Source organism: Lacunisphaera limnophila (genome assembly GCF_001746835.1).
GTDB lineage: Bacteria > Verrucomicrobiota > Verrucomicrobiia > Opitutales > Opitutaceae > Lacunisphaera > Lacunisphaera limnophila.
This window is the reverse complement of record NZ_CP016094.1, coordinates 2,742,487-2,758,170: the sequence shown is the minus strand read 5'-3', so window position 1 is coordinate 2,758,170 and position 15,684 is coordinate 2,742,487. Positions and strand designations below refer to the sequence as shown.

The 15,684-nt window shown below is 65.6% G+C and carries 14 protein-coding genes and 1 tRNA gene; 5 read left to right on the top strand and 10 right to left on the bottom strand.

The features are described 5' to 3' along the window. Positions 1–26 precede the first annotated feature (26 nt). Positions 27–917, top strand: coding sequence for a diacylglycerol/lipid kinase family protein (locus Verru16B_RS11470; protein ID WP_069962411.1), 891 nt, complete (start codon positions 27–29; stop codon positions 915–917). Here the strand turns inward: Verru16B_RS11470 and Verru16B_RS11465 are convergent. The 3 genes from Verru16B_RS11465 to Verru16B_RS11455 all read right to left on the bottom strand — a co-directional run bounded on the left by Verru16B_RS11465 (position 910) and on the right by Verru16B_RS11455 (position 3,487). Next, on the bottom strand, positions 910–1,827 hold the full coding sequence (locus Verru16B_RS11465) for a GGDEF domain-containing protein (protein ID WP_069962410.1): 918 nt from the start codon (positions 1,825–1,827) through the stop codon (positions 910–912). The genes Verru16B_RS11470 and Verru16B_RS11465 overlap by 8 nt on opposite strands. A gap of 21 nt (positions 1,828–1,848) precedes the next feature. Further along, positions 1,849–2,646 carry a tryptophan synthase subunit alpha gene (gene trpA / locus Verru16B_RS11460; protein ID WP_069962409.1) on the bottom strand — a complete coding sequence of 266 codons (798 nt, stop codon included), beginning with the start codon at positions 2,644–2,646 and terminating at the stop codon, positions 1,849–1,851. A 61-nt stretch (positions 2,647–2,707) separates the two neighbouring features. After that, a complete protein-coding gene (locus Verru16B_RS11455) occupies positions 2,708–3,487 on the bottom strand; it encodes an endonuclease/exonuclease/phosphatase family protein (RefSeq protein ID WP_069962408.1) in 780 nt (259 codons plus the stop codon). A gap of 108 nt (positions 3,488–3,595) precedes the next feature. On the opposite strand from Verru16B_RS11455, the gene Verru16B_RS11450 reads away from it, so the two are divergent. The 4 genes from Verru16B_RS11450 (at position 3,596) to Verru16B_RS11435 (ending at position 6,750) form a co-directional block, all read left to right on the top strand. Continuing rightward, positions 3,596–3,672: transfer RNA gene (locus tag Verru16B_RS11450), tRNA-His, on the top strand. A gap of 208 nt (positions 3,673–3,880) precedes the next feature. Then, positions 3,881–4,516: a DUF47 domain-containing protein gene (locus tag Verru16B_RS11445; RefSeq protein WP_069962407.1), complete on the top strand. Its 636-nt coding sequence runs from the start codon at positions 3,881–3,883 to the stop codon at positions 4,514–4,516. Positions 4,517–4,547: 31 nt separating this feature from the next. Further along, entirely contained in the window at positions 4,548–5,615 is a 1,068-nt protein-coding gene (locus Verru16B_RS11440) for an inorganic phosphate transporter (RefSeq protein ID WP_069962406.1), read from the top strand. Positions 5,616–5,700: 85 nt separating this feature from the next. Next, positions 5,701–6,750, top strand: a complete 1,050-nt coding sequence (locus Verru16B_RS11435) for an ROK family protein (protein ID WP_069962405.1) — start codon at positions 5,701–5,703, stop codon at positions 6,748–6,750. Between the two features lie 122 nt (positions 6,751–6,872). Here Verru16B_RS11435 and phoU read toward each other — a convergent pair whose 3' ends face one another. From phoU to Verru16B_RS11400, 7 genes are all read right to left on the bottom strand, one after another. Further along, positions 6,873–7,571: a phosphate signaling complex protein PhoU gene (phoU, locus tag Verru16B_RS11430; RefSeq protein WP_069962404.1), complete on the bottom strand. Its 699-nt coding sequence runs from the start codon at positions 7,569–7,571 to the stop codon at positions 6,873–6,875. Positions 7,572–7,682: 111 nt separating this feature from the next. Then, positions 7,683–8,432 carry a phosphate ABC transporter ATP-binding protein PstB gene (gene pstB, locus Verru16B_RS11425; RefSeq protein WP_069963718.1) on the bottom strand — a complete coding sequence of 250 codons (750 nt, stop codon included), beginning with the start codon at positions 8,430–8,432 and terminating at the stop codon, positions 7,683–7,685. Positions 8,433–8,548: 116 nt separating this feature from the next. Next, positions 8,549–9,598, bottom strand: a complete 1,050-nt coding sequence (gene pstA / locus Verru16B_RS11420; RefSeq protein WP_069962403.1) for a phosphate ABC transporter permease PstA — start codon at positions 9,596–9,598, stop codon at positions 8,549–8,551. A gap of 4 nt (positions 9,599–9,602) precedes the next feature. Beyond that, a complete protein-coding gene (pstC, locus tag Verru16B_RS11415; protein WP_069962402.1) occupies positions 9,603–11,249 on the bottom strand; it encodes a phosphate ABC transporter permease subunit PstC in 1,647 nt (548 codons plus the stop codon). A gap of 207 nt (positions 11,250–11,456) precedes the next feature. Continuing rightward, entirely contained in the window at positions 11,457–12,269 is an 813-nt protein-coding gene (locus Verru16B_RS11410) for a phosphate ABC transporter substrate-binding protein (RefSeq protein WP_069962401.1), read from the bottom strand. Between the two features lie 19 nt (positions 12,270–12,288). Then, positions 12,289–13,632: a putative porin gene (locus Verru16B_RS11405; protein ID WP_069962400.1), complete on the bottom strand. Its 1,344-nt coding sequence runs from the start codon at positions 13,630–13,632 to the stop codon at positions 12,289–12,291. A 151-nt stretch (positions 13,633–13,783) separates the two neighbouring features. Further along, positions 13,784–15,568 (bottom strand): ClcB-like voltage-gated chloride channel protein, encoded by a 1,785-nt coding sequence (locus Verru16B_RS11400; RefSeq protein ID WP_157772389.1) that lies wholly within the window; start codon positions 15,566–15,568, stop codon positions 13,784–13,786. Between the last annotated feature and the right edge of the window lie 116 nt (positions 15,569–15,684).

Here is a 15,684-nt window from a genome sequence, read left to right as displayed (position 1 = left end):
CAGCCTGCGGGGTTCATCCGCCCTGATTGAAAGCCCGGTTCATCTTCAACCCCCACTCCGGCAGCAACCGGCGCAACCCGCATCTCCGCGACCGCGCCGCGGCCTTTATCGCCGAACATGGCTGGGATGCCCGCGTCGTCGACACCGAGCGGCCGCGGCATGCCACGGAGCTGGCCCGGCGGGCGGTCGACGAGGGCTGCACCCTGGTGGTGGCCATCGGCGGCGATGGCACGATGAACGAGGTCGCCTGCGCCCTGATCGACACCCCCGTTAGCTTCGGCCTCATCCCCTGCGGTTCCGGCAACGGGCTTGGCCGTCACCTCGGCATCCGGGATCCCGGGCGCGGCGCGTTCCGCACCCTGCTGACCGGCCGGCCGGTGGCCATCGACACCGGCATGGTCAATGCCGACCCGTTCTTCTGCGTGGCCGGCCTCGGCTTTGAAGCCGTGATCGCCAGCCGCTTCGCCACCCTGACCTCCCGCGGGTTCTCCGGCTACCTGCGCACCGGCGTGGCCGCGTGGCGCTCCCACCGCCCCGAGCATTACACCATCCACCACGCCGGCGGCCGCGACGAGGTCGAGGCCTTCACCCTGGCGATTTCCAATTCCTCCCAATACGGCAACAACGCCTACATCGCCCCCGGTGCCTCGGTGCACGACGGCCGGCTCAATGTCACCGCCGTGCCCTCGGTCGGCCTGCACAATGCCGTGCCGCTGCTGTGGCGGCTGTTCAACGGCTCGCTCTACCGCACGGCATCGGTCCGCCGCTGGGAAGGCGAACGTTTCGTGATTGAGCGCGCCCGCCCGGGCTGGATCCACACCGATGGCGAACCCCGCGCCGAGATCTCGCGCCTGGAAATCTCCGTCCGCCCGCGCAGTCTGCGCATCGTGGTGCCCGCCGGTCAGGCGGTCACTTGACGGCCAGTTTGCCGCCAGCCGTGACGAGCCGGTTGCGACCGGTGCGCTTGGCCGTGTAGAGCGCCTTGTCGGCGGCCTCGAACAACCCTTGCTGCGTGTCGGCATCCTCCGGCATCGTGGCCAGGCCGGCGCTCAGGGTGACCGTCACCGGCTCCGGATGGTCCGCGAGGGTGCAGGGTGATTCACCCAACAGGACCAGCAGGCGCTGGATCGTCTGCACGGCGTCATCGCGCCCGGTCTCGAGCATGATGATGGCAAATTCCTCACCGCCGATGCGGGCGAGCTGATCCACCGTGCGCAGCTGGCCGCGGAGCAGGCCGGCTACATGTTGCAACACGGCGTCACCGGCGGCATGGCCGTAGGTGTCGTTGATCCGCTTGAAATGATCGATGTCGCAGATCACGAGCGAGAAGGAGCGCTGGAAACGCGCGCAGCGCTGCCACTCCTCCGCCATGAGCCGTTCGAACTCGCGGCGGTTCTTCAGGCCGGTGAGCGCATCATGCGTCGCGAGCAACCGGAGCTGCTCGAGGGTGTCGCCGAGCTTGCGCGCGTAACGCACCGAGCGCGCCAGCATGCGCGGGGTGAACTCCGCCTTCACGAGGAAATCCATCGCCCCGGCCTGCAACGCCGCCTCATCCAGCGTGGGATCGGTGTCGGCCGTGAGAAAGATCGTCGGCGTGGTGTTGCCGGCGGCCCGCGCCTCGCGCAGCAGCTGCAACCCGTCCTTCCCGTCATCCAGGCGGTAGTCGAGCAGGCACACGACATAGCGGCCGGAGAGCAGCATCTTGAGGCCGGTGGCGTAGGTGTCGGCCCACTCGAGCACCCACGGGCCGTCGGCGAACCGGGGCACCATCCGCGACAACATGTCGTTGGCGGCCGAGTTGTCGTCGATGAGCAGGACTTTATTCACGCACGGGCGACTGGAGCACACTCAGCGGGTTCCGGCAACCAAGTCCTGCGCCACGGCCCGCAGCCGCGCGGGCACCGCGGCGCGGTCGGCCAGGCCGGCCTTGATGACGTTCACCAGTGCGCTGCCGACGACGACGCCGTCGGCCGTGCCGGCGACCTGTCGCACCTGCTCGCGCGTCGAAATGCCGAAGCCCACGACCACCGGCAGCGCGGTGTGCCGCTTGATCGCGGCGACGGCCTCGGGAATGTTGGTGGCCACCTGGTCGCGCACGCCGGTCACGCCCTCGCGCGACACGTAATAGATGAAACCGGTCGCGGCCGCGCCGATGACCGCCAGGCGCGCGGCGGGCGTGGTGGGGGCGACGATGAACACGGTCTTCACGCCATGAGCCGCACACGCAGCCTGCACGTCGCCGGCCTCCTCGGGCGGCAGGTCGAGCGTGAGGATGCCATCCACGCCGGCCTCCTTCGCGGCGCGCACATAGGCGTCGACGCCGTTCGAGAACACCAGGTTGTAATAGGTGTAGAAAACGATGGGCACCTGGCTGGTCTCCCGCAGGCGGCGCACCAGCTCGAAAACCCGCGCGGCCGTCATGCCCCCGTCGAGGGCGCGCTGGGCGGCCAGCTGGTTGGTGAGCCCGTCCGCCAGCGGGTCGGAAAACGGCACGCCGATCTCCAGCACATCGGCCCCGGCCTCGATCACGGCGCGGCAGGCGGCCAGCGAGGTGTCGAAATCGGGGTCACCCGCACAGAGGTAGGCGACGAAGGCGGCGCGTTGCTCACGACGGAGGCGGGCGAAGGTCTCGGCGATGCGATCCATGAAACGCGGAGCGTCGGCCGGCCGCCCCCGGGGGTCGAGTGTAAATTGCGCGGAGCCGCTCCTAATCCAGGTCGAAATCAACCAGCACAGGCCGGTGGTCCGACACGTAGCTGCGCACCACCTCGCTGTGCACCGGCCGGCACTCCTCGGGCAGCAGGATAAAGTCCAGGAGGAGGGCCGGCAGCGCCGCCGGAAAGGTGCGCCCGCGCTTCGGCAGGAGCGTGTAGTTGTTCGATGCCTCGCAGAATCCCAGCAGCATGGCCGTGGCATCGGGCCGGTGCGGCGGGTTGTTGAAATCCCCGCACAGGATCGGCGGGGCCACCCAGCGGCCGCCGCGCCGGACGGCGCGCTCGGTCATGAACTTCATCAGGATACCCGCCTGGAGCAGGCGCTGCCGGCGCGAGGTATGATGCAGGTGCAGACTGATCACCGGCAGGTGCCGGTCGGGCCCAAGCTCGATCTCCGCATAGAGGAACCCTTTGTCGCCCAGCTGACGGCGGCCAAAGGTTTGGGTCTCGGCATGTTTGACCGGCCAGCGCGACAGGACGCCGTTGCCGTAATTCAGGGGATAGCGGCCGCTGCGCTGGTTGGTGAGCCCGATCGCCGTGAAGGGCAGGCCGCAATGTTCGCTGAGAAAGGTCAGGTGATTGAAACTCCCGTTCCAGCGCGAGTTCTCGTCGACCTCCTGGACGGCCACGATGTCCGCGCCCAACTTCTTGATCAGCGCGGCGATTTTCAGCAGGTTGGCGCGGATCCGGGCCGTCGTACGCAGGCTCTGGTGGACCGGCAGGGGACCGCGACCGTGGGCTAGATTGAAGGTCACCAAACGCAGACGGGCCATAAGGATAGGAGGGAATCCACCCCGGACCCGTCCGCAATGGGAATCCCGCGGGAGAAATTGTTGACATACCTCGCGGCCATATGGATGTTCGCCGCTCCTCATTTTACGGCGGTCATAGCTCAGCTGGTTAGAGCACAAGATTGTGATTCTTGGGGTCGCGGGTTCGAATCCCGTTGACCGCCCCACTTTTTCCCGGGGAACGACTCCCCACTTTAGTCCGGCATGGCGCCGCGCGACTCATGCGCCGGCCCGACATCGGGCAAGGATACCCACAAACGGGTGCGCCCCCACCCACGGTCACAACTAACGCGCAATATTTTACAAATAAGGCGCTGTAACATTTGTTAAATATCACCTCGCCTCACCGGGCTGTTCCCGTTTCGGTTTTGGGCCATGATCTCGTTCAAGAAGCTCCTGGGGAAGGAAGAGAAATTCTACGATCTGCTTGAAGCCAGCGCCGAGGAGGCCCGCGTCAGCACGCAGTTGTTGGCCAAGATCCTGCGGGAAGACAGTTCGGCGAGCGCGTCGAACATCCACGACATCATCAACGCCCGCCGCAAGGACAAGCGGATCACCCAGAAGATCACCGAGGAGCTCTGCAAGACCTTCGTCACCCCGTTTGAACGCGAGGACATCGAGGCCCTCTCCCTTGCCCTCTACCGCATCCCGAAGACCGTCGAGAAGCTCGTCGAACGCCTCACCATCTGCCCGGCCCGCGTGCCGCGCGAGAGCATGCAGCGCCAGATCGTGCTGCTGGTCGAGGCCGTCGAGGCCGTCGACTTCATGGTCAAGCAGCTGCGCAAGGGCGTGAACCTCGAGCGGATCCAGGAAGCGAACAATCGCCTCCAGTTTGCCGAGGGCGAGGCCGACAAGGTCATGCTCGCCTTGGTCAAGGACCTCTACAACGGCCCCTACGAGGCCAAGGAAGTCGTCATTCTCATGGAGCTCTACGATCTCGTGGAGGCCGCCGTCGACCGCGCCCGCGACGCCGGCCAGATCGTGCTTCAGATCATGCTGAAGTACTCCTGAGCCCGCCTGCCGCCGACCGCCGCCGCGCCCCATGACCATATTCCTGATCGTCCTCCTGACGGCGCTCATTTTCGAGTACATCAACGGCTTTCACGACGCCGCCAACGCCATCGCCACGGTTGTCTCGACCAAGGTGCTCACCCCGCGGCAGGCCATCTGGCTCGCGGCCTTCTTCAACCTGATCGGCGCCCTCGCCGGCACCGCCGTGGCCACCACCATCGGCAAGGGCCTCGTGGACACGAGCGTGGTGACGATGGCCACCATCTTCTCCGCCCTTGTCGGCGCCATCATCTGGAATCTCATCACCTGGTGGCTCGGCCTGCCCTCCAGCTCCAGCCACGCCCTCATCGGCGGCCTGTGCGGCGCCGCCCTCGCCTCGGCCGATGGCGACTGGAACGTCCTCGTCTGGGCCAGCACCAACGCCAAGGGCGCGGCCACCGGACTCTGGCCCAAGGTCGTGATGCCCATGCTCGTCTCGCCCGTGGTTGGCTTCGTCGGCGGGGCGTTCCTGATGTTCCTGCTCCTCATGGTGGTCCACCGTTTCACCCCCCGCATCGTCAACGGGGTATTCGGCAAGCTGCAGCTTGTGAGCGCCGCCTGGATGGGATTCAGCCATGGCACCAATGACGCCCAGAAAACCATGGGCATCATCGCGCTGGCCCTGTTCACCGGCACCAGCAGCGGCGCCTTCGACAGCCTCCCGGTCTGGGCCGCGTTCCTCCGCACGCCCGAGTTCGCGGTCGACCGCTGGGTCATGATCACCTGCGCCCTTGTCATGGCCGCCGGCACCGCCGCCGGCGGCTGGCGCATCATCCGCACCATGGGCCACAAGATGGTGAAGCTCCAGCCCGTGCACGGCTTCGCCGCCGAGACCACCGCGGCCCTCGTCATCCAAACCGCCTCGCACTGGGGCATCCCCCTCTCCACCACGCACGCGATCTCCACCTCCATCATGGGCGTGGGCGCGATGAAACGCTTCGGCGCCGTGAAATGGGGCATCGTCGAGCGCATCGTCTGGGCCTGGATCTTCACCCTCCCCGTCTGCGGCCTCATCGGCTTCCTGACCGAAATCGTCTGCAAGCACTTCGGCATGAAGTGAGGCGGACCCCCGACGGGGCCCAAGCTCGTCCCCCTGCCACTTGTTACTTGCGCGGAGGTGCGCGAAAAGCGAACCTCCGCGCTCCATGAGCTCCCCTTCCCAAGGCATCTTTCTCGGCACCGACAGCGGCGCCACCACCTCCAAGACCGGCGGCGTCTGGGCCGACGGCACGATCATTTCGACCAAGCTCCGCCAGAGCTCGACCAACTCCCAGGCCGGCACGGCCGCGGTGATCAAGGGCTGGGTGGATGGAGTCGTTGGCTTCCTCGCCGACAACCAGCTCAGCTGGGATCAGGTCAAGGGCGTCGGTCTGGCCATCCCCGGCCCCTACCTCGGCTATGGCATCATGGGCCGCGCCTCCAACCTCCCCAAGAGCTTTGAGGGCTGGAATTTTCATGCGGACTACAGCGCGGCCATCGCCGCCGCCGCCGGCCGGGCGGTGCCGCTGGTCGTCGGCAATGACGGCAACTACGGCGGCGTGGGCGAGGCTCAGCGTGTCCGCGGTGACTCGAAGGCCACGGTCCTGATGCTCGCCCCCGGCTCCGGTCTCGGCGTCGCCTATGTGGATGCCAACGGGCTCCCGCTCGAGGGCGACACGCTCAACGGCATGGAAGGCGGTCACATGCCCGCGATCCTCCAACTGCTCGGCGGCATGAAGCCGCTCAAGTGCGGCTGCGGCCGCGACTGGGGCTGCATCGAGCCCTACACCACGATCTCCGGCCTGCCCCAACTGCTCCAGGAATTCCTCCCGAAGCATCCCACCCACCCTTTCCACACCTCGCCCGCCCCGATCAAGGAAAAGGCCTTTTCGCTCCGGACGCTGGCCCAGAAGGGCGACCCGCTCGCGATCGACATCTTCAACTTCCAGGCCAAGGCCCTGGGTCTGCACATGGCATCGCTGCTCGTCGCCGTGGACGCGGAGTACGTCGTCATCGGCGGCGGCCTGATCGATCCCGAGGCCACGACCCCGGAGTTCCGCGAGCGCTACCTCCGGATCATCCGCGAAAGCGCCCTGCCCTACCTTTGGCCGAAACAGGCCGAGAAGCTCAAGGTCCTGCCCGCCACCCTCGGCGAGCTGTCCCAGGCCATCGGCGCCGCGCTGGTCGCGCTCTACACGGACAAGGCGAAAGCCTAAGGCTGCCTTGATGTAGGGCGGGGTCGCCGAACCCCGCCTTGCGTCGATTGCAATAGCACGTTCGAGGCGGGGTTCGGCGACCCCGCCCTACAAATTGCTGCCGCCCAGAGGGCGAAGGCGGATCACATGGGCGGCGTCGTATCCAGAAACGGCGCGGAGGCCTTGGCAATGTGGCTGTGCCGGATGTCTTCCCCGCCGGCCAGGAAGACCATCTCCTCCGCGATGTTGGTCGCGTGGTCGGCGATGCGCTCGATGGACTTGGAAATGAACATCAGCTCGAGGGCGCGGGCGATCGTATCGGGCTTCTCCAGCATGTAGCTGGTCAGCCGGCGATAGACCAGGCGGTTGAGATTATCGACCTCGGAGTCGCGCCGGATCACGGCCAGCGCCTTCTGCTGGTCCTCCTGCACAAAGCAATCGAGCGCGGAACGCAGCATCTCGAGGGCGATGTTGGTCATGCGCGGAAAATCGGAGTAAAGCTCGATGCGGGGCTCGATCGCCAGCTTGCGGGCGCGGCGCGCGATGCTGGTGGCCTCGTCACCCACGCGCTCGAGATCGTGCGAGGCCTTCATGCCCACCACCACCAACCGGAGCTCCGACGCGACCGGGCCGCGCAGGGTCATGTAGCGGATGGCCTCCTCGTCGATCTTGACCTCCAACCGGTCGATCTCGTCGTCGGCGGCGATGACTTTGTCGGCCAGCGCGAGGTCGGACTCTGTCAGCGCACGCATGGCCAAGCGCGTTTGGTCGATGGCGCGCTCCCCCATTTGCAGGAGGTTGGACCGGAAGCTTTCCAACTCGGAATCGAAGAAACGTTTCATGGGAAATAAGGAAGGTGCGGGATGCAGTTAGGGTGGACCGGTTGGTTTTATTGTCAGCGTATAAGTGAATGTTCGCTAGTCACACTCACTGCTCGCTCCGATCATCGTGGTTTAGCCGAAGCGACCCGAGACATACGCCTCGGTCTGCGGGTTGCCCGGATTCATGAAGATGGTGCGGGTCTCGGCGTATTCAATCAGTTTGCCCAGGTAAAAGAAGGCCGTTCGGTCGGAGCACCGGGCCGCCTGCTGCATGTTGTGCGTCACGATCACGATGGTGAAATCCTTTTTCAGGACGTGGATCAGCTCCTCCACCTTGGCGGTCGCGATGGGATCCAGCGCCGAACAGGGCTCATCCATGAGGATGATCTCGGGTTCCACGGCGATGGCCCGGGCGATGCACAACCGCTGCTGCTGGCCGCCGGAAAGACCGAGCGCGCTCTGGTGCAGGCGGTCCTTGACCTCCTCCCAGAGGGCGGCGCCCCGGAGGCTCTTCTCGACGACCTCGTCCAGCCGCGTCTTGCGCTTCTCTCCCTGGATCCGGAGGCCGTAGGTGATGTTCTCGTAGATGGACTTGGGGAACGGGTTGGACTTCTGGAAGACCATGCCGACCCGCTTGCGCAGCTCGATGACATCCACGCGCGGGTCGTAGATATCGACGCCGTCGATGCGGATCTGGCCGGTGCCGATGCGCGTGCCATCGATCAGGTCGTTCATGCGGTTGAGGCAGCGCAGGAGCGTGCTCTTGCCGCAGCCGGACGGTCCGATGAAGGCCGTGACCTCCTTCTCCGCGATGTTGAGGGTGATGTCGTGCAAGGCCTGGCTGGTCCCGTAGAAGAAATCGACGTCGTCGATCTCGATCATCGGGCGGGGCACGCCGGGCGCGGCGGGGGACTTGGCCGGGGAAAACCCGATCTGCGTCGGCACGGCAACCTGGCGGACGGTGACGGGGGAGTCGGTGGGTTCGGGCATGAGGGTGGTTACCATTTGTATTTTTTACGCAGGCGAGCGCGCAGCACGATGGAAGTCATCGCGATGCCCGCCACGGTGAAAAGGAAGACGAACGCCGTGCCATACTGGACATCGCGCGTGTACTCGTTCTGGGGGATCTTGGAAGCCACCACGTAGATGTGGTACGGCAGCGCCATGACGCCCTGGAACAGGAAATCCGTTGCATTCTTGACCTGCCAAGGCAGTTCATCGCGCACGACAAACGCCGCCGTGAACATGATGGGCGCCGTCTCTCCGGCCACCCGGGCGATCGAGAGCACCGAGGAGGTCAGGATGCCGGGCAGCGCGTAAGGCAGAACATTGGTGAGGATCGTCTGCAGCTTGGTGGCGCCGAGGGCGAGCGACCCCTCGCGATACCCCTTCGGCACGGCCTTCAGGGCCTCCTCCGAGGCGGTGATGATGATCGGCAGCACCATGAAGGCGAGTGTGAGCCAGCCCGCGAGGAGCGAGACGCCGAAATCCAGCGCGATCACAAACATGCCGAAGCCAAACAAGCCGTAGACGATGGACGGCACGCCGGCGAGGTTCACGATAGAGAGGCGCAGAAAACGGACGAAAGCACCATCGGTCGCGTATTCACTGAGGTAGATGGCGCTCAGCACGCCGAGCACCAGGGCGATGAGGATGGAGCCACCGACCAGCAACACCGTGCCGACGATGTTGGGAAAGATGCCGCCCGCGGAGTAGACGTAGGTCTCGACCGCGACCCCGGCGAGTTTTTCGGGGTTCTTCTCCTTGAACTCACGGAAGGCGTGGTCGCCCATGCGTACCTTTTGGCCGTCGAGTTCGACCACGTTGAGCGTCTCCGGCGACTGGGTCAGGAAGGGCACGTTGATAAACGGGGCCTTCGTCTGGAAGACCACCGCTCCGCCCTTGATGCCGATGTCCAGAAAGATGAACACGGCGCAGGCCAGCACAAAGTAGGTGCTCAGCCGGAGGAGCCAGAAGACCCCTTTTTCCGCCCGTTTGGCGGGGGTCGGGCGGGCGAAGATCAGGGCGGCGGTGGCGGGCTTGTTCATGGGCTCAGCCAATGGAGATGCGGTAGCGGCGCACGATCTTCTGCGCCAGCCAGTTGATGAGGAGGGAGATCAGGAAAAGCACGACGCCGACCATGAATAGCGCGCGGTAGTGGATGCTGTTGCGCACCACCTCACCCATCTCCTGGGCGATGATGCCAGTCATGGTGTGGACGGGCTGGAAAATCGCCCCCAGCCCGGCCGAGAAATCAGGAATCTCGATGCGGTTGCCGGCACAAAGCAGGACCACCATCGTCTCGCCCACCACGCGGCCGAAGCCCAGGAGGATGGCGGCCATGATGCCGGAGAGCGCCGCCGGGATCGTGATGCGGATGATCGTCTGGAGCCGGGTGGCACCGAGGGCGAGCGACGCCTCCTTGAAGGAACGGGGCACGTTGTTGATCGCATCCTCGGCCAGGCTGAAGATCGTGGGGATGGCCATGAGCGCGAGCAGGCAGGCCGCGGTCGTGGCGTTCAGGCGCTCCAGCATCGGGAAGCCGGGGACCCAGCTGAGCCACTCCACCTGGGAGACCCGACGCAGCGTCTCACCGAACACCGCGATGCCGAAGAATCCGAGCACCACACTGGGGATGGCGGCGATGAACTCGATCGTGGGCTTGATAAATTTTTGCTCAGACGAGGTCGCCACCTGGTTGACGTATACCGCCGCCGCAACCCCGAGCGGGATGGCGATGCTAAGGGCCAGCACCGCGATGATCATCGAGCCCATGAAGAGCGGGATCACCCCATACCAGTCCTGCCAGAAGCTGGCCGTGAGCCACCGGCGGCCGAACAGGAAGGCGCTCAGGGACTCATGCCAGCCAACCGGCTTGGCCTGGTCCCAAGCCAGCATGCGCTCCTCGGTCGAGGCGATGCTCGCCCGATACGTGGCCAGGTGCTCCTGAAAGCGGGCCAGGGCAAGGCGTTGGTTCGCGTCGGTCAGCTGGGCGATCGAGGCAGTCGCCTGCTGCAGGGCCAGCTCCAGCTTCTGGTTGGCGGCCTGCACCTCAGGACGCCGGGCCACCAGCGGGGCGATCTCCGCCGTAAAATCAATCTGCTCGATCTCATAGGCCTCCGCCTGCTTCTGCAACGTGGCGGCGCGTGCCGGGTCCTGGGCGGCGGCCGCGAGGAGATTTTGCCGCGCCTGCATCAAGTCAGACGCCACCGTGTAGCGGTCTTTGACGGCGCTGACGTGGTCCGTCATTTCGCCGAGGATCGTCTCGTGCTCCAATGCGGCATCGGCAAAAGTGTTCGCGAGGGCGTCAAATCCGGCCAGCTGGGCGTTCACTGCCGCGAAATCCTGTCCCGCCTTGCTCAGGCGTTGCTGCTCGTCCGAGCGAATCTTCAGTAGGTAGCGGGACAGTGTGCTGTGCTCGGTGACTTGCCCGCGCAGGATGTCCACGAATTCCAAGCCGGCCAGGCGGTAGATGCGGAGATTGTCCTGATTCTGCGGCAGAAACGTGACCGCATCACGGAAGATCGTGAAAGTGATGAGCCCCAGCACCACGATCGAGATCGCCGCATTGCCCTGGAACAGGAGCTTTGCGATCTGCTCGCCGGTGAGCCCGAAAAACCAGCCTCCTCGTTTCGTGAGCAGGGCCTGGCGGGTGGGCACCCGCCCGGGGGCGGTGGCGGTGGCGTTTTCGGATGGCATGCGAAAGGGCGTGCGGGAGTGTCGCGATCGGGCCGGGAGACGGTCAACCGGCCTAGGTTACAGTTCTGTGACAATGCAGCCCGTAAGCGGCCGATCCTGGCCGCCCGGGCGGATTCCGGCGCACGTGGCGCCGTTTCCGGGCTAAAGAAACGCCCGCAGCCGGTCTGCGACTGCGGGCGGCAAGATACTTCGTAAGTTACCCCTGAATCAGAGCTTGCGGACCGGCACGAAGCCGACCTTGCGGACGACCTGCTGGCCCTCGTCGCTCAGGGTGAAATCGACGAACTTGGCGGCCTCGCCAGTCGGCTCGCCGTTTGTGTAGTAGAACGTCGGGCGGGCGTAGGGATAAGCCTTAGCCAGCACGGAATCTTCGCTGGGGGTGGCCCCATCGATGGAGAGAACCTTAACACCGGGGCTGTGCAGGTAGGCCAGGCCGACGTAGCCGATGCCACTCGGGTTCTTGGCCACCTCGGCGGCGATCTGCTCGTTGCCCGCCATCTTCTGGGAAGAACCGGCATAGTCGCGCTTCTTCATGGCCAGTTCCTTGAAGTCGGCGTAGGTGCCGGACGAGGTGTTGCGGGTGTAGATCGAGATCTTGCCCGGGGCGCCGCCGACCTGCGACCAGTCGGTGATGTCACCGGTGAAGATCTGCTCGACCTGGCGCTTGGTCAGGTTGGCGAGCGGGCTGCCGGCGTTGACGATCACGCCGATGCCGTCGTAAGCGACGATCGTGGGCTTCAGCGTGACGCCCTTGGCGAGCGCCGCGGAGGACTCCGTCGGCTTGGCGCGGCGGGAGGACATGCCGATCTGGGCGGTGGTGTCGATGATGGCCGAGATGCCGGTGGTGGAACCTTCGGCGGCGATTTCGAATGCCACGCCGGAATTGCGGGCCTTGTAGTCCTCGGCGAGCATCGGAACGAGCTTGGCGCCGAGCGTGTCGGAGCCCTTGATGACGAGCTTCTGGGCCTGGACGGAGCCGGCGGCGAGCAGAGCGGTAAGAAGTAGGATGGTCTTTTTCATGAAGTAAGAGTGTAACGGGTTAGAATTTGACGTTCAGATCGACCTGCAGGAGCCAGAAGTCCTTGAGCAGGTTGTTGGCGCCCACATCACCGGAGCCGGGGGCGATGATCGCGTCGGTCTTGCGGTCACCCGCCGCATAGGTGAGGCTGAGCTGGGTGGCCGCGCCGAGGGCATAGTTGCCGCCCACGATGAAGCCTTCCATGTTGGTCCGGCTGTCAAAGAGGTCGGAATCCACGAGGTTGGCGTCGAGCGCGAAGGCGCCGACCGACTGGTAGATCACACGGGCATCCCATTCGCCCGGGAGGGAGGCCTTGCCGTACTGGAGCCCGACATGGAACGCCTTGTCCTCGCCATCGAGGTCGGCGCGACCGAACTTCCGGGCGCGGGAATCAGCGTCCAAGTTGATGGCCACATCGGCGAACGCGCGCAGCGCCACGCCGTTCTGGGCCACCCAGTTGTACTCCATGGGCACTTCCACGACATAAAGGTTATTGATCGGCGCGGCATTGGTGGCGCTCATCGCGCCGTTGAAGGCCGCGACGTTCGCGCGCTGATCGGCGCCAATGTAGCTGTAAACCACGGGGGCAATCTGGAAGAAGGTCGTCGCGCCCTTGATGTAGCGCTTGTAGCCGCCCTGCCAGGCGGTGAGGAACACATCCTCCGTGCCGGCGATGTTGGCGTTGGTGATGACCGGGAACGGGTTCTGGGTGCCCGAGGTGCCGTAGACGAACTGACCCAAGGTGACAAAGAATTCATTGTCGCCCCGACGCGTGCGATACTGCTCCGCGAAACCCTCGGGATTGATGTCACCGTCCCAGACCATCGAGGTCGTGACGAGCGGGTTGGCCATGCGGCCGGCCGTGAAGGTCCACTCGGAGGTCGGAGCCCAGGTCGCATAGACCTGGCCGACAAAAATGCCGTCATTGGTCTTGGCATACGGACCGCCGTCATCCGCCATGGTCACGTTCGAGGAGCGGTTGCCGCCGCCGGTCTCGAGCCGGAGGCCAAAGCCCCAATTATTCAGGAGCTTGCCGGTGAGGGCGGTGCGCAGGCGATAGCGCAGGCGATCGCGGGCGAGGTCGGTGCCGTTGACCAGTTCGCCACCGCGGCCTTCGTAACGGATGCGCACGTCACCGGCGATCTTCAGTTCCGTGAGGGCCGAGGAGAGATTCAGTTTGCCGGCGGAGGTGTTCGCCGCGAAGTCCTTCACCAGTTCGGCGCGCAGATCCTCGGCCTCCTGGTCATTGAGCAGGCCCTTCTTGACCAGGATGTCAATGAGCGGGCCGCTGTCTTGCGCGAGGGCGGTGCCGGCGCACAGCAGGGCGGCCAGCACGGCGGTCAGTTTGGATTTCAGGTTGAACATGTTCGTTGGGTATTGCTTGGATTTGCCCGACGGAATGCCGGGACGCGTTCGGATCATAGGGGCGCCATGTTACGGTTTCGTGACGCCTGTGTGACGAAGCGGGAAACAACACCCACTTGCCCCAAACCCGCCGGTGGTCAGCCCGCCTGCTTCAACTACCCTGCCAGGGCGACCGGGTGGCGCCGCGCTTCTCCGCCCCGCGGCCTTCCAGCAGCGCGAGCAGCAAGTCGTTCTTGACCAACACACCCGTCAGCCGGCCCGTCGCCGGATCGACCACCGGCAGTGTCTGGCCCGCCTGTTGCGCAAAGAGCCGGAGGGCGTCAGCCAGGGTCGCCGCGGGGGCGACGCTCGGCACATCATCCCGGCGCAGGTCCTCCGCGATCACGAGTGTGGCCACGGCCTCGTCGTTGAGGTGTGGCTTGATGTCATGCAAGGAGATCAGGCCCGCGTATTTGCCCTCCGCATCGGTCACGTAGATCGACTCGTGGCGCGATGAGAGAAACTGACGGGCAATGTCCTCAAAACGCGCCGTCAGCGTGACGGACGAGGTTGGCGAGCGGGTGAGATCCGCCACCGACCCGGGCAACGTGACCGGCTCCGGCGCCTCCGCCGCCTTTTTCTTCAGCGCCTCGCTGTAGAGGGACTGGTTCTCGATGCCCCGCGCGGTGTAGTACGCCACCACGCTGCAGACCATCAGGGGCATGATAATGTCATAGCTCAGCGTCATCTCGAACAACATGATGATGGCCATGACCGGGGCATGGCTGGCCGCCGCCAGCAGCGCGCCCATGCCCACGAGGGCGAAGGCGCCGGGGTCCGCCGCCCCCTGTGGCCACACCTGGTTGACGCCGAACCCGAAGAGATAACCCATGGCCGCACCCATGAAGAGCGTGGGCGTGAACACGCCACCCGGCGCGCCCGACCCGAACGACGCGGCGGTCGCGACCCACTTGCAGACGAGGACCAGCACCAGCGTCTGCCAGATGAGATGCCCGTTCAGGATCGCGAGCACCACGCTGTAGCCGTTGCCGCAAACCTCGGGCACCCATACGGCCAGGCCGCCCACCACCAGGCCGCCCAGCGCCAGCCGCAGCGGCACGGGCAGGCTAGTCGCGGCGAACAGCTGCTCGGCCTGCCGCAACGAACGGAGAAACCACGGCGCCACCACGCCTGCCATCGCCCCGAGCACCAGGAAGGGTCCGATCTCCCAAAGCGAATGCAGCGTGAACGCCGGCACGGTGTAGAGCGTGTGCGCATCCGAGAGCGTCCGCACGGTAAGCGTGGCCGCCACGGCGGCTACCGCCAGCGGGCCGAGACTCTCCATCGCGATCGTGCCCAGGATGATCTCCGCCACGAAGAATGAACCGGCGATCGGGGCATTGTACGCCGAGGCGATGCCCGAGGCCGCGCCGCAGGCCACGAGCAGGCGCAACTGAGGCGCCGACAGCTGCCGCCAGCGCCCAAATTGCGAGGCCGCCACGGCGGCGAGCTGCACCATCGGGCCCTCCCGGCCGATCGAGCCGCCGGAGGCGATGGAAAACATCGCCGCGGTGCTTTTCACCAGCGTCGCGCGCACCGGCAGCTCCCCGCTGCCAATCAGGATCGCCTCCATGTAGTCAGTCGAGCTCTGGCCCCGGTGCAGGCGCTTGCCGAACAACAGGACCAGCCCGGCCATCAGGCCGCCGACGGCGGGAATCGCCAGCCGCTGCCACCATTCCAGTTCTCGGAAAGAATCCACCATGCCGCTGCCGGTGCCGGTCATCACGTAATGGATAATCTCGACCCCATGCCGGAACAGCAGCGCTGCCAGCGCCCCGAGAATGCCCGCCACCGCCGCGTAGGCCAGCATCTCCTGCCAGGGCGAGGGCCGCAGCTTCTCGATGATCCACAAACGCCAGCGCAGCAGACGGAGCAACCGGCGGTAGATTTGCGGCACGACTTCCTTCACGCGGGACAATGGTCACCAAGCTGACGCGATCCTGCAAGGTTTGTTCCCGGGGAAACCCGTTCCCGCCGGTGCGTTGCCCGCGCTCCACCCGGAAAGCACCGGCG

Bases quoted from the DNA above. Each gene is read 5' to 3' on its own strand.
- pstA (WP_069962403.1), bottom strand. From the start codon at position 9,598: ATGAACAAGCCCGCCACCGCCGCCCTGATCTTCGCCCGCCCGACCCCC.
- Verru16B_RS11445 (WP_069962407.1), top strand. From the start codon at position 3,881: ATGATCTCGTTCAAGAAGCTCCTGGGGAAGGAAGAGAAATTCTACGAT.
- pstB (WP_069963718.1), bottom strand. From the start codon at position 8,432: ATGATCGAGATCGACGACGTCGATTTCTTCTACGGGACCAGCCAGGCC.
- Verru16B_RS11440 (WP_069962406.1), top strand. From the start codon at position 4,548: ATGACCATATTCCTGATCGTCCTCCTGACGGCGCTCATTTTCGAGTAC.
- Verru16B_RS11435 (WP_069962405.1), top strand. From the start codon at position 5,701: ATGAGCTCCCCTTCCCAAGGCATCTTTCTCGGCACCGACAGCGGCGCC.
- pstC (WP_069962402.1), bottom strand. From the start codon at position 11,249: ATGCCATCCGAAAACGCCACCGCCACCGCCCCCGGGCGGGTGCCCACC.
- Verru16B_RS11405 (WP_069962400.1), bottom strand. From the start codon at position 13,632: ATGTTCAACCTGAAATCCAAACTGACCGCCGTGCTGGCCGCCCTGCTG.
- Verru16B_RS11455 (WP_069962408.1), bottom strand. From the start codon at position 3,487: ATGGCCCGTCTGCGTTTGGTGACCTTCAATCTAGCCCACGGTCGCGGT.
- Verru16B_RS11410 (WP_069962401.1), bottom strand. From the start codon at position 12,269: ATGAAAAAGACCATCCTACTTCTTACCGCTCTGCTCGCCGCCGGCTCC.
- phoU (WP_069962404.1), bottom strand. From the start codon at position 7,571: ATGAAACGTTTCTTCGATTCCGAGTTGGAAAGCTTCCGGTCCAACCTC.
- trpA (WP_069962409.1), bottom strand. From the start codon at position 2,646: ATGGATCGCATCGCCGAGACCTTCGCCCGCCTCCGTCGTGAGCAACGC.